General features: G+C 70.4%; 13 protein-coding genes and 1 pseudogene. 6 read left to right on the top strand and 8 right to left on the bottom strand.

Annotation, left to right across the window (positions count from 1 at the left end):
• Positions 1-22: 22 nt before the first annotated feature.
• Positions 23-619, bottom strand: a complete 597-nt coding sequence (gene nadD, locus NITAL_RS24955; protein WP_052668942.1) for a nicotinate-nucleotide adenylyltransferase — start codon at positions 617-619, stop codon at positions 23-25.
• 122 nt (positions 620-741) lie between these two features.
• Between nadD and NITAL_RS24950 the strand changes: the two genes are divergently transcribed.
• Positions 742-1074, top strand: a complete 333-nt coding sequence (locus tag NITAL_RS24950; protein ID WP_052668941.1) for a Dabb family protein — start codon at positions 742-744, stop codon at positions 1072-1074.
• Here NITAL_RS24950 and NITAL_RS24945 read toward each other — a convergent pair.
• Positions 1017-2219, bottom strand: coding sequence for a tryptophan 2,3-dioxygenase family protein (locus NITAL_RS24945; RefSeq protein WP_083442003.1), 1203 nt, complete (start codon positions 2217-2219; stop codon positions 1017-1019). The two genes, NITAL_RS24950 and NITAL_RS24945, sit on opposite strands and share 58 nt — an antisense overlap.
• 247 nt (positions 2220-2466) lie before the next feature.
• Positions 2467-3474: pseudogene (locus NITAL_RS24940) on the bottom strand (transposase); the annotation flags it as partial.
• Between the two features lie 324 nt (positions 3475-3798).
• Between NITAL_RS24940 and NITAL_RS24935 the strand changes: the two are divergent.
• From NITAL_RS24935 to NITAL_RS24925, 3 genes are all read left to right on the top strand, one after another.
• A complete protein-coding gene (locus tag NITAL_RS24935; protein ID WP_052668939.1) occupies positions 3799-4011 on the top strand; it encodes a type II toxin-antitoxin system HicA family toxin in 213 nt (70 codons plus the stop codon).
• The gene (locus NITAL_RS24930; RefSeq protein ID WP_052668938.1) at positions 4008-4412 is read left to right on the top strand and encodes a helix-turn-helix domain-containing protein; all 405 of its coding nucleotides are present in this window, start codon (positions 4008-4010) and stop codon (positions 4410-4412) included. Before NITAL_RS24935 ends, NITAL_RS24930 begins: the two co-directional genes overlap by 4 nt.
• Before the next feature lie 202 nt (positions 4413-4614).
• Entirely contained in the window at positions 4615-5559 is a 945-nt protein-coding gene (locus NITAL_RS24925) for a TIGR03560 family F420-dependent LLM class oxidoreductase (RefSeq protein ID WP_052668937.1), read from the top strand.
• Positions 5560-5620: 61 nt separating this feature from the next.
• On the opposite strand, the gene NITAL_RS28330 is transcribed toward NITAL_RS24925, so the two are convergent.
• The gene (locus tag NITAL_RS28330) at positions 5621-5866 is read right to left on the bottom strand and encodes a hypothetical protein (protein WP_169786954.1); all 246 of its coding nucleotides are present in this window, start codon (positions 5864-5866) and stop codon (positions 5621-5623) included.
• 204 nt (positions 5867-6070) lie between these two features.
• Here NITAL_RS28330 and NITAL_RS24920 point away from each other — a divergent pair, with 204 nt between their 5' ends.
• Positions 6071-6481, top strand: coding sequence for a DUF6869 domain-containing protein (locus tag NITAL_RS24920; RefSeq protein WP_052668936.1), 411 nt, complete (start codon positions 6071-6073; stop codon positions 6479-6481).
• Between the two features lie 132 nt (positions 6482-6613).
• Here NITAL_RS24920 and NITAL_RS24915 read toward each other — a convergent pair whose 3' ends face one another.
• A complete protein-coding gene (locus tag NITAL_RS24915) occupies positions 6614-7381 on the bottom strand; it encodes a GNAT family N-acetyltransferase (RefSeq protein ID WP_052668935.1) in 768 nt (255 codons plus the stop codon).
• A 130-nt stretch (positions 7382-7511) separates the two neighbouring features.
• Between NITAL_RS24915 and NITAL_RS24910 the strand changes: the two genes are divergently transcribed.
• Positions 7512-7970, top strand: a complete 459-nt coding sequence (locus tag NITAL_RS24910) for a GNAT family N-acetyltransferase (protein WP_211262671.1) — start codon at positions 7512-7514, stop codon at positions 7968-7970.
• Between the two features lie 511 nt (positions 7971-8481).
• Here the strand turns inward: NITAL_RS24910 and NITAL_RS24900 are convergent.
• From NITAL_RS24900 to NITAL_RS24890, 3 genes are read right to left on the bottom strand one after another with little or no spacing between them, the layout of a single operon-like run.
• Complete coding sequence (locus NITAL_RS24900; protein WP_052668933.1) at positions 8482-9894, bottom strand: cytochrome P450; 1413 nt, start codon at positions 9892-9894, stop codon at positions 8482-8484.
• On the bottom strand, positions 9891-10580 hold the full coding sequence (locus NITAL_RS24895) for a response regulator (protein WP_211262670.1): 690 nt from the start codon (positions 10578-10580) through the stop codon (positions 9891-9893). Before NITAL_RS24895 ends, NITAL_RS24900 begins: the two co-directional genes overlap by 4 nt.
• Positions 10577-11905 carry a sensor histidine kinase gene (locus NITAL_RS24890; protein WP_052668932.1) on the bottom strand — a complete coding sequence of 443 codons (1329 nt, stop codon included), beginning with the start codon at positions 11903-11905 and terminating at the stop codon, positions 10577-10579. The genes NITAL_RS24895 and NITAL_RS24890 overlap by 4 nt, the downstream gene beginning before the upstream one ends.
• Positions 11906-11938: the final 33 nt, after the last annotated feature.

Genomic DNA, 11938 nt, shown 5'->3' with positions numbered 1-11938 from the left:
CGGTCCTGGCCGGGGTAGCCGCTCACCGCACCACCTCGCGGGTGCCGTAGAGCCCGAGCTCGACGATGGCCGCCTCGACCGCATCCGGCACCAGGTAGCGGGTCCCGAGACCGGCCGCGTACCGGTGACGCAGCTCGGTCGACGACACCTCCAGCTGCGGGACCTCGAGGTGGATCACCCGGTCCGGGAGCGTCGCCGCGGGCGGCGCTGGGTGCCCGGGACGGGTCACCACGACGAAGGTGGCCAGGTCGAAGGCCTCCTCGACGCGCTTCCAGCTCGGCAGGGACGCGGCGGCGTCCTCACCGAGGAGGAAGAACAGGTCGGTGTCCGGTTCCTCGGCGTGCAGGTCGGCGAGCGTGTCGGCGGTGACGGTCGGCCCGGCCCGGTGGACCTCGCGGAGGTCGACGCGCAGGTGGGGGTCGCCTGCGACCGCGGCCTCGGTGAGGCGGACCCGGTCGGCGGCGCTGGTCGGCGCGGCCCCCTTCATCCACGGTTCCCCGGCGACCAGCAGGCGGACCTCGTCGAGGGGCAGCTCCACGCGTGCGCACTCGGCCACCACGAGGTGACCGAGGTGGGGCGGGTCGAAGGTGCCCCCGAGGAGGCCGAGACGGCGTGGCATCTGGCGAGGCTACCCACGGGCACCCTGCGGCAAGGCACATCGGCTGCACGTCCGCCCTGACCTAGGGTCCCGCCGCGCCCGCTACGACCTCGCCCGTCGTCACCCGACACCTCGGAGCACCCGTGATCCGCCACCTGGTGTTCTTCACCGCCCGCGACCCCGCCGACCTGCCGACGATGCGCGCGACCTTCGCCACGCTGGCCGCCATCCCGGGTGTGCGCGGCTTCGAGGTGGGCGTCAACACCCGCAGCGACGAGCGCACCGACGACGAACCCGACCTCGTCGTCCACGCCGTGCTCGACGACGCGGACGCGCTGGCGGCCTACAAGGCGCACCCGATCTACCAGCGCTCGATCGCGGTGGTCCGCCCCCTCCGAGAGCTGCGGGTCGCGGTCGACTACGAGGTGGACGCCCCCGCGCCACCACCGCCGACACCGCCGCCACCGGCGTCGTAGCGGAAGCCCATCTCCTGGCGGACGTGCTCCGGCAGCGCCGGCAGCTCCCGCCGCGGCAGGTGGAAGGTCGCGAGGTCGGCCAGGTCGCCGAAGACGGTGTGCTTGCTCGTCGCCGCCTCGAGGTAGGCGTGGCCCGACGTCCCCCCGGTCCCGACGCGCGCCCCGATCGCGCGACGCACCATCCGGGCGTGTGCCTGCCGGAAGGCGGTCATCCCCGTGTCGAGGTCGACGAGGGCCACCAGCAGGCGAAACGGCAGGTGCAGCGCCGGTTGGTCGCGGTAGAGCTGGATGAGCAGTGCCGCCCGGATCGCTTCGTGCGAGAAGGCCCGCTTGCCCTGGGCCCGCAGGTCGTCCCAGCGGTCGCGGTCCAACAGCGTCGCGAACGCGGCCTCCGTCTGTTCGAAGCTGGCCAGCTGCTGGTCGCGCACGACCTCGTCGACCGACGGGTTCGAGGCGATCAGACGTCGGTCGCGGTCCAGCATCGTGCGGACCGCGTCACCGTACGCCGCCCACAGGTCGAACCCGTCGAGCCGCACGAACGGCGTGCGCGCCAGCCAGTCGTCGACGACGGCCCGTAGGGAGCGTCCCTCCTCCGCCTCGCTGACCGTCGCCGCGTCCCTCGCGTCCAGCCGCGAGGTGTAGACCGCCCCCTGGATCTTCAGGCGCTTGCTCGCCGTCAGGCCGAGCCGGTTCTCCAGCAGCCGGAACTGGGCCGACTGGAAGCCGGATGCCGGGACCAGTTCGTCCCGGAAGTCGAGGAAGTCGAGCGGCGTCATCGTCTCGAGCACCGTGAACTGCGAGAGCAACGTCGGGACGATCACGACCATCCGCTCGAGGCGGTGCACCACCTGGCCCATCGCGGTGTCTGGGACCGGATCGCGATCGAGGTCCGCGAGCACGGCGTCGAGCTCGTGCAGCATCTGGGCGAACCACAGCTCGAAGGCCTGGTGGGTCACGATGAACAGGTGCTCGTCGTGGGCCGGCTTCCCGTCCGCCATGCGGCTCACCGGCCGGATCGCCCCGAGGATCTCGTCGAGCCCGAGGTAGTCCCGGTAGTAGGTCGCCTCGCGCTCGGGGCGCGTCGAGGTGGTGTCCGCGCCGTTCGGTTCGGGCCCACTCGCTCCGGTCCCGGCTGCGTCGTCCATGGCTCGGCCTCCTCCGGCTCACGGTCGGACCGTAAGCGCCAGGTGCCGCCGGCGCTTCCAGCGAGGGCGGGCACCGTGCACATACGAACCCTGTCTGTGTCAACGGGCGGATCCTGGGGTGGTGCGGGCGCAAGGTGGCTGAGTCCGGTGCCGGGTGACGTCGGGCGGGGTGAGCGTTACGGTGAGCTGGTCCGGGGAAGTGACTCGATGAATCCCAGGTCAGTGTCTTTGTCGGCTTCGGTCTGACCTACGCGGCCTGGTTGTCCTCCCCGGACACCTCTCGTGCCGCGAGGTCGGCCTGCAGGGCGCGGTAGACCGCGTTCGACAGGTGTCGCTTGAGCGAACGGGTCGCTTCGGAGCGGGTCTTGCCCTCGGCGAGCTTGCGGTGGACGTAGACCCGTCCGGCGCTGTTGGGCAGGTTGCTCTGGACCCGAGCGGCGATGTGGAGGACCTTGTTCATCTCGCGCTGCCCGCCGAGGTTGAGCCGGTAGCGCACCACCTCGCCCGAGGACGCGGCGACGGGTGCGGTGCCGGTGAACGAGGCGAAGTGGTCGGCGTCGGGGAAGCGCCGCACGTCACCGACGATGGAGATGATCGTCGCGGCCGCGACCGGTCCGATCCCGTCGATGTCCATCAGGCAGGTGCCGTAGTCGGCCAGCGCCTGGCCGAGTTCGGCGTCGATGGTCTTGCGCTTGCGGTCCAGGCTGCGCAGCTCGGCGAGTAGCTCGACCACGGTCAGGCGGCGCATCATCCCGACCGGGTCGGTCGGGTGGATCTTGCGTAGCGCCGCTGCGGTCTTGTTCGCGCTCAGGTTGCGTGGAACGCCGCCAGGGACCAGTTTCACGAGCTGTTCGTGGATGGCGACCAGGGCGCGCTGCCGGGTCGAGACGATCCGCCAGCAACGCTCGAGGATCAGCCCCAGCACCTGCGCGGCTCCGTCCGGGACGACCGTGCGCAGCCGGCGGGCATGACGGCCCGCGACCGCGGTCGAGCGGGCATCGTGGGCGTCGGTCTTGTGCCCCGAGCCCGACAGCTTGCGGACCTGGGCCGACAGCGCCGCGGGCGCGTCGCGGACCTGCTGGTCAGCTTCGAGCAGCTGCCGTGAGAGCAACCATCCGAGTCCGTTGGCGTTCTCGATGGCCCAGATCCGTTCCGGCCAGCGGTCGGCCCACGCCAGCAGCCGGACGATCTGGCGGGTGTCGGCGTTGATGCGGAGCTCGTCGAGCACCGCGTCGTGTTCGTCGAGGGCGACCGCGGTGTGCGATCCCGATCATGACCGTCATGACGGCTCCTTCCACCAGTGGGTGACGGTCGACCCCTGGCGGGCATACCTCATGCGAGTGATCTGCCGCATTCCTGTCTCGAGCCACGCCAGAGGCGGATCCCGGCGGGCGGCAGTTCGTAATCAGGCCAGACGCCGCCGAAACGGCGGCCGGCAGGCGGTTATGGAGTCAGCCCGCCGAGATCCTCGACGCTACGCATCACGCTCGCGCCGTGCCCCCATCACACCATGAGGCGGTTGTGCACAGGTAAGTGCATCGTCTGAACTTGACCCTGTGCAGCACCTACACTTACCCTCATGAAGCGACGAGACCTCATCAGACAGCTCCGCGACGCAGCCAGCGACGCGAAGCTCGAGTTCACGTCGCTGCGCAACACCGGCGGACATGAGGTCTTCTCGCTCGACGGTCTGCGCATCCCGATCCCGAACCACCGCGAGATCGCGGAGGGCACGGCCAGGTCGATCCTGCGCCAGGCGGCAGCCAAGCTCGGAGAGGAGTGGTGGACATGACCACCTACCAGGTCACCGCCACTCGTGACGGCGACTGGTGGTCGCTGGTGGCACACGACGTCCAGGGACGTGAGGTCGCCTCACAGTCGCGCCGGCTCGACCAGGCAGATGCCGCCATCCGCGACGCGATCGCGCTGGTCCTCGACGTTGAACACGACGCGTTCGAGGTAGACATCACGCCGGAGCTGAAGCGCGTCGCGGTCTCCGACGAGACCCTCGAGGTCCTCGCCCTTCGCCGTGAACTGGCTGAGCTCAGCGACCGAGCACGCCGCCGGACCCCTGCAGCGGTCGCCGAACTCCGCGCAGCTGGGCTGACGGTCCGCGATGTCGCGCAACTCCTCGGCGTCACGCCCTCGCGGGTCTCCCAGATCGAGAAGCACCCCCTGGCCAACTCGGCCTAACCCCGGATCCGCCAGGTCGCAGCGGCGGCTGTTGCCACCCCGAGTCGTTTGGCGCCAAGAGCGCGAGGTCGCTGAACGGCACACCTTTGGGGGCGACGCGGCATCGAGAATCTCTGGCGACCTGACGATCACGCACTCGTAGCAAGCGGACCGACGTGTCCGTCGCGGTCGACGTCTACGGTGCCGACGACGAGGGGATGCGATGCGGATCGACCTGATGATCGCCGGCCAGGAGAGCGTGACCTGGCCACAGTGGCTCGCCCTCGCGCAGGCCGCCGAACAGGCAGGCATCGAGGGGCTGTTCCGCTCCGACCACTACGCCTCGATGCAGGACCGTCCCGAGCGCAGCTCGCTGGACGCCTGGACCACCATCGCCGCGCTCGCTGCGGTCACCTCCCGGATCCGGCTGGGCACGCTCGTGTCACCGACCACCTTCCGGCACCCCTCCGTGCTCGCCAAGAGCGCGGTCACCGCCGACCACATCTCCGGCGGACGGATCGAGCTCGGCATCGGTGCCGGCTGGCACGCTGGCGAGCACCGCACCTACGGCCTGCCGTTCCCCGACACCCGAACGCGCTACGACCGCTTCGCCGAACAGGTCGAGATCATCGCCCGGCAGCTCGCCGGAGAACGTTTCGACTTCGACGGCGAGCACTACCAACTCACAGGCTGCCGCCCGAATCCCGTTCCGGTGCAGCCGCAGCTGCCCATCATCGTGGGCGGCCGTGCCGGCGAGCGCGGCGCACAACTGGCCGCCCGTTGGGCAGACGAGTACAACACCGCCTTCCCCACCATCGCCGAAGCGCGCCACCGCAAGGACGCGGTCGACCGTGCCTGCGAACATCTCGACCGCGAGGCGCTGCCGTTCTCGATCATGACCGGCTGCATCCTCGGTCGCGATGAGGACGAGATCCGTCAGCGCGCGACCCGATTCATGCAGCAGTCCGGCACGGCCGGCGACGTCACCGCCTGGCTCGACGACCTGCGCAACACCTGGATCATCGGCACCCCCGACGAAGCCGCCGAACAGCTACGCGGCTACGCAGCCGCAGGCGTCACCCGAGCGTTCCTGCGACATCAACTCCACGACGACATCGACATGCTCGACCTCATCGCGCAGCTCGCGACCCAACTCGCGGGAAGCTGACGATGACTAACGCCCGTTGCCGCGTTCGTCAGGCTGACTCGCCGCAGGTCCCGATCCCAGATCAGCCGGGCGTCAGCCCGTGTCGGCGGAGAAGTAGGTTCTCGCAATCGGTGCCATGATCGGCCGCGACCTCCTCCTCGCCCTCGTAGCTGTAGCCACGCAACTGGAGTTCGCCGGTGCGCGTGACGGCCGCATCGAGGGTCTCGAGTGGCACGCCACGGTTCTCCATGCAGGTAGTGAAGTCCGCACGGAAACGTTCAGTAGCTCCGTCGTCGATACTGGAACAGGCCGCCAGCACGACGGTCACGACGATCCAACTACGCGCTTGCTGCAACGGGAGCCCTCCAGGCGGCGCGTGTGCATGCTTGCAGACTGTGACGTGCGTCCGAGGATTCGCATCCCTTGCCCGGTCACTAACGCCCGCAGCCGCTACTCCACCCTCATCCAACGTGCCGTTCGACGCCGGGTGCTCTGCCCTGCGGCACACTCCGTGCATCGAGAGGCTGCCACCATGCAAGAGGATGAAGGCTGGGGGGCGGGGGACCTGGCGCTGTACTGGCGCTACGTCGCAACGTTCCGCGAAACTGCGTCGCGCTCAGAACGGTTGTGGCGCGAAGCCAGCGAGGTTCCGATCGCAGCGTTTCTTGCTGACCAGACCAGCCCTTCCGCGACCCCGTCCGAGGCCGTCTGGGAGACAGTCATGCTGCTCATCGAGACCGCGCCGGATGACGACGCGCTGTGTTGGCTCGGTGCTGGCCCGGTCGAGGACCTTGCCGTCCATCACGGCAACGCGTTCATCGACCAGTTCGTGCTTGCTGGGCGGCGCGATCCACGGTTCCGGGCTGCGCTTCGCTGTGCCTGGCTGGACGGAGCCTCAGAACAGGTTCGAGTCGCACTCGAGAGCCTCCGAAGCGACCGGTAGCCATCATCGCAGCCGATGGCTAACGCCCGCATGTGCCACATCGTCGCGGTGGTTGACGCCGGGGTACCACTGTGCCCGTCCGCACGGAGCAATCTCGGCGGCTCGGTGTGTCCCGGCTGGGGGACGAGCCGGTCAGCGACCTCGGACGAGGTAGGTGAGACGTGACACCTCCTGGAAGCCAAGCCTTGCTGCGATCCGAAGCGAGGCCGTGTTGTGTGAGCCGGCCCCCCAGACGGGGACCAGCACTTCAGTGACGAGCTGTCGGCAGGTCTGTGCTGCTGCCGCGGTCGCGATGCGCTGCCGCCGGTAGGCGGGATCCACCGCGACGCCCACGTCGGCGTATCGTTCACCTGAGGCGAAGGAGCTGCCCTGGCCCAGGAGCCTGTCGCCGGAGATCACCGCATGCAGCCGTCCCGCCGCGGCCGCGGCCTCGACGAGATCGCCTGCAGGTAGCAGCTGGCGATGGGCTGCGTTCGCCTCGAACTCGCGGATCTCGGAGGGGCGCAGGGGCCGCACGAGCGGATGGGCGATCTCGGGCGGCACGCCGTCGAGCACGTGGATGACGTCGACGACCTCGGGAGCATCGCCCCACCGCTGCGCGAACCGCTCTCGCATCGATGCCGCTGTCTCGCCATCGACCTCGATGCACTGCCAGGAATCGGCATGTTCGAGAAGCTCGAGGAGCCCATCGGGGTCACCGAATCCTTGGGGCTCTGCCGGGACCAGCGCCGACTCGACGAGGACCGCATGCGGCGTGTCAGGCGTTCCCTCCAACCAGATGCGGCCAGCTCCCGACGCAAGCGCGTGGATGGCGAGCACGGTGTCGGGCCGCTCCCCGACCCACTCGGACAGCGCTCGCCGTTGGGCGGTGTTCACGCGCTTCATCGAGGCGTCGTCCATGGGGCTCCTCTGCCTCAGAGCGGCACCGTTACGCAAGCCGATTCGCCCGCGAAGACGCTCACCCGACCAGCGTCCGCGTACACATCTACCATCGAAGCCAGCACGCACAAGTGCGCCAGACCCGCTGAGCGTGAAGCGCGACGTGGAGAGACAGGTGCTCAAGATTCTGGGCCCGAGCGACCTCGACGAGTTGTTGCAGCTCTACACCCATCTTCACCGCAACGACGAAACCCTGGATCCCGGGACGGCCCAGGACCGCTGGGGTGAGATTCTGGGGATGCCCGGACACACCGTGTTCGGAGTACGCCTCGACGACGAACTGATCGGAAGCTGCATCCTGCAGACCGTGCCGAACCTGACTCGCGGCGGACGTCCATATGCGGTGATGGAGAACGTGGTCGTCCGAGCCGACCACAGGGCACGAGGAGTGGGAACGGCCATGGTTCGAAGCGCCCTAAGCGAGGCATGGAAGGCCGGCTGCTACAAGGTCATGTTGTTGACTGGCACCGACAACCGGCACACCCGCCACTTCTACGAGCACGCTGGCTTCGACGGAACCGCGAAGCGTGGCTACGTAGCAAAGCCGTGACCAGCGGCCGCCAACGGACATCGAGACACATCGCGCCCGGAGGCAGTAGCGACCGTCCGTAGCGGATGAGCTACCTGCCACCAGGCGTAGACAACGTCCGCGACGTGTCGCCGGAGGGTGCCTACGGGCCGACACGGGACGCGACGGTCAGGTCGCCGAAGCAGTACTTCGCTGGCAGGAGGAAGTACACCGGCCGGGCGTCTACGACCTGGTCGTGGACGAAGCGGTCGTCACCCGACGGGAGATCGAAGGGAGGTGCACCGTCGCGGGGGCGCCATCGAGTGGCGGCAGTGGTCGCAGCTCCCCGGTGCACGCGATCGGGTCCCCAGTGGTCGGACCAGGTCGGCAGTCACGGTGACCCACCCTGCAGCGCCACCGCGGCGGCGGTCGCGACGGTGGTTCCTGGCTCCTGGCGGCCAGGAACTGCTGTGGTCACCGGTCGTCGGAGGGCGAGAAGGGGCGGTTCCTGGCGCCTGAGGGCCAGGAACTGTCGCAGCACCCGCTGCCGGACTCACGCGGGGGTGAGCTCGGCACGGACGGGGGCGTCGGCGCGTTGGGTGATGCCGTACCGCATGGGGATGGCGCCACCGTCGGTGGTCACCTGCCACCGCCGCAGCAGGACCGCGAGGGCCAGGCTCGCCTCGAGCATGGCGAAGCGCTCCCCGATGCAGGACCGGGGCCCGCCGCCGAAGGGCAGGTAGGCGTAGCGGTCCCGCTCCTCGACCGCGTCCGGCAGGAACCGGTCCGGGTCGAACCGTTCGGGGTCGGGCCAGTAGGTGGCGTTGCGGTGCAGCTCGCCGAAGACGGGGGTGACCACCGCGCCCGCCGGGATCCGGTAGCCGTCGATCGTGGTGTCGACGGTGGTGGTGCGGCTGGTGATGTAGGCCGGCGGGTGCAAGCGCATCGCTTCGAGGAGGCAGCGGCGGGTGAGGTCCAGCCGGCCCGCGTCCTCGGCCGTCGGCTGCCGGTCCCCCACGACCTGCTCGATCTCCACGCGGACCGCCGCTTGCAGGTCCGGCCGAGCGCCGAGTTCGTGCAGGGTGAAGGCCAGCGCCGTGCTGGTGGTGTCGTACCCGGCCAGCAGGAAGACCAGCGCCTGCTCGAGGATCTGCTGGTGGTCGAGCTCGGCGCCGGTCTCCGGGTCGCACGCCTCGAGGAGGCGGGCCACGAGGTCGTCACGTCCCTCGGAGCGCGCCGCTGCCTCCGCGACGATCCGCGCGGTCCGGGCCCGCAGGTCCTCCTCGAGCCGTACCAGTCGCCGGTTGCCCGGCGTCGGCACCCACCGCGGCAGGGTGACCGGCGACAAACCGCGCTGGACGGTGATCTGCGACAGCTGGTCGGTCGCGTCGACGATGGGGGCGACCTCGGCGGTGGCATCGGTGCCGAACAGCGCGCGGCTGACCGACCCGAGCGTCACCTTCTCCATCTCGTCGACGAGCTCGACCTCGGTACGCCCCTCCCACCCGTCACCGACGACGGTCGTCGCCGCCAGGAACGCCTCGGTGTAGTCGTCGATGCGCTTGCGGGTGAACAGCGGCTGGAGGGTGCGACGCTGTCCCCGCCAGGTCTCCCCCTCGCTGGTGAGCAGTCCCTCGCCGAGGGCCGCCGACATCTCGTCGTAGACCGGCGAGCCCTTCACGAACCGTCGCGTGTCGGTCAGGATCTCGCGGACCGCTGCCGGCTCGCACGCGTAGACCACCATCGACGGCAGTCCGGGGACGCGGCGGGGGAACCGCGCCGCGAAGACGTCGCCGTGCTCGAGACGCTGGTCGTGGACCCACCCGACGACGTCACGCTGCATCGCGACCAGACCCCGCACGGACGCGCCGACGCTCGGTCCGGGGACCGGACGGCCCTGGGCGGCGGCGGCATCGTTCGCGGCGGCGCCGGTGGTGTCGGTGACAGCGTCGGACGGCGAGGTCACGGTCGGGCTCCTGGTCGGTCGGCTGGCGGCCGTTCACCGGGCACGACGACGCCGTGCTCGTAGGCGGCGACGATGGCGGCGGCACGGTCACGGACCTGCAGCTTGTCGAGGATGTGGCCGATGTGGGACTTGACGGTGGCCTCGCTGACGACGAGCGCGGCGGCGACCTCCTGGTTGTTGCAGCCGCGGGCCACGAGCTCGAGGACCTCACGTTCGCGTGGGGTCAGCTCGCCCATCAGGGCCCGGTCCCGGCGCTGCGGCAGCAGCCGGGTCCGGTAGGCGTCGATGACCCCGGCGGTGACGGCCGGGTCGAGCCACGCGCCGCCCTCGGCGACGGTCCTGGTCGCCCGGATGAGCTCCTCGCCCGGCGCGTCCTTGAGCACGAACCCGGCGGCGCCGGCGGACAGGGTGGCCGCCACGGTGTCGTCATCACCGAACGTGGTCAGCACCAGCACCGGGGGCGGGTCCTCGAGGGCGCGGAGATCCCGGGTCGCCTGCACACCGTCGACCCGCCGCATCCGCACGTCCATCAGCACCACGTCCGGCACGAGCTGGAGGGTGGCGCCGACGACCTCGTCCCCGTCGGCGCACTCCCCCACGACCTCCAGGTCCGGGTCGGTGCCGAGGATGCGGCTGACCCCGACGCGCACCAGCGGTTGGTCGTCGACGACGAGGACCCGGATCACGGTGCCACCGGGGACGGGTCGGTGACCGGCAGCCTCGCGACGACATCCCAGCGACCGTCGACCGGGCCGAACGTCAACGATCCGTCGAGCTGCGCGACCCGTTCGGCCATCCCGCGCAGCCCCACACCCCCACCCACGCCCCCACCGGACCCACGCGAGCGATGATCCTCGGTCGCAGCGCCGTGCGGCAAGGCGTTGACGACCCGGAGCACGACCTCGTCGTCCCGGAGTGCGAGGTCGAGGTCGACCGGCTGGTTCGGTGCGTGCTTGGCCGCGTTGGTCAACGACTCCTGGACGAGGCGGTACGCCGTCAGGCCGACGGTGCCGGTCACGTCGTCGAGCCCGTCGTCGAGACGTGCGGTCACCGCCATCCCGACGTCGCGGTGGGTGGCGATCAGCTCGGCGACGTCGGCGGTCCCGGGGAGCGCCTCGGACGTCGGACTGGTCGTGTCGTCGCGCAGCAACCCGACGGTGCGACGGACCTCGTTCAAGCTCTCCCGACCGAGCCGTTCGGCGTCGAGCAGGGCCGCCCGGACCTCGTCGCTGCGTCCCTGCTCGTTGGCCAGACGGGCGCCGGTGACGTGCAGCATCGTGACCGCCATGGAGTGGGCGATCACGTCGTGGACCTCGCGGGCGATCCGCTTGCGTTCGCGGGCCGTGGCCTCGTCGACCAGCGCGTCCTGAGCGGCCCCCAGCTGGAACACCAGCCGTGCCTGCTTGCCGAGCAGCGCGCCGGCGACCAGCGACAGCACCAGCGCGCCGAGGTAGACGGGCACGGTCGTGAACGTCGGCTCGATCAGCCACCGGCCCGCCGGGATGGCCAGCAACGCGACCGACAGGGCGACCAGCCCCGCCGGACGCGCCGTCAGGACACCGACGTGCACGGCGAACAGGGCCAGCAACGCCAGGGTGAACATCGGGCCGTCGTCGCCGAGCGAGCTGACGCCGAGCTGACCTCCAGCGAGGTTGATCACCGCGAACGGCACGATCGTCAGGGTCCCGAGCAGCCAGGGGGGCACGGGAGCGTCGAGGTCCCACGCCACCCACGGGACGAGCGCGGCGACCAGCAGCGCGACGGCGACCGGCGATTCCCAGAGCTCGATCACGGCCAGCACACCGAGCCCGCCGAGGCCGAGCACTTCGACGGGCAGCAGCCACCGGGGCCACACCTCGCAGGCGACGCGACCGGCCGCGACCTCGAGCCGGTCCGCAGCGCCGAGGGCGCTCGCCTGGCTGCGCAGCCACCGCTGCACCTGCCGCTCGTACCACGCGGCCACCGTCCCGCGGGCGGTCGTCGACGCCGGCGTCAGGACGCGCAGGCCCACGACGTTCCTCCTCGGCGGTCGGTCTCGGCGGTC

The organism is Nitriliruptor alkaliphilus DSM 45188, from assembly GCF_000969705.1.
Classification (GTDB): domain Bacteria; phylum Actinomycetota; class Nitriliruptoria; order Nitriliruptorales; family Nitriliruptoraceae; genus Nitriliruptor; species Nitriliruptor alkaliphilus.
The sequence above is the reverse complement of the archived record's forward strand: the minus strand, read 5'-3'. Positions and strand labels throughout refer to the sequence as shown.

What these genes read in the sequence shown, in the direction of transcription:
- NITAL_RS24915 (WP_052668935.1), bottom strand. Translation starts at nt 7,381, where the DNA reads ATGGACGACGCCTCGATGAAGCGCGTGAACACCGCCCAACGGCGAGCG.
- NITAL_RS24935 (WP_052668939.1), top strand. Translation starts at nt 3,799, where the DNA reads ATGAAGCGACGAGACCTCATCAGACAGCTCCGCGACGCAGCCAGCGAC.
- NITAL_RS24925 (WP_052668937.1), top strand. Translation starts at nt 4,615, where the DNA reads ATGCGGATCGACCTGATGATCGCCGGCCAGGAGAGCGTGACCTGGCCA.
- NITAL_RS24930 (WP_052668938.1), top strand. Translation starts at nt 4,008, where the DNA reads ATGACCACCTACCAGGTCACCGCCACTCGTGACGGCGACTGGTGGTCG.
- NITAL_RS24945 (WP_083442003.1), bottom strand. Translation starts at nt 2,219, where the DNA reads ATGGACGACGCAGCCGGGACCGGAGCGAGTGGGCCCGAACCGAACGGC.
- nadD (WP_052668942.1), bottom strand. Translation starts at nt 619, where the DNA reads ATGCCACGCCGTCTCGGCCTCCTCGGGGGCACCTTCGACCCGCCCCAC.
- NITAL_RS24920 (WP_052668936.1), top strand. Translation starts at nt 6,071, where the DNA reads ATGCAAGAGGATGAAGGCTGGGGGGCGGGGGACCTGGCGCTGTACTGG.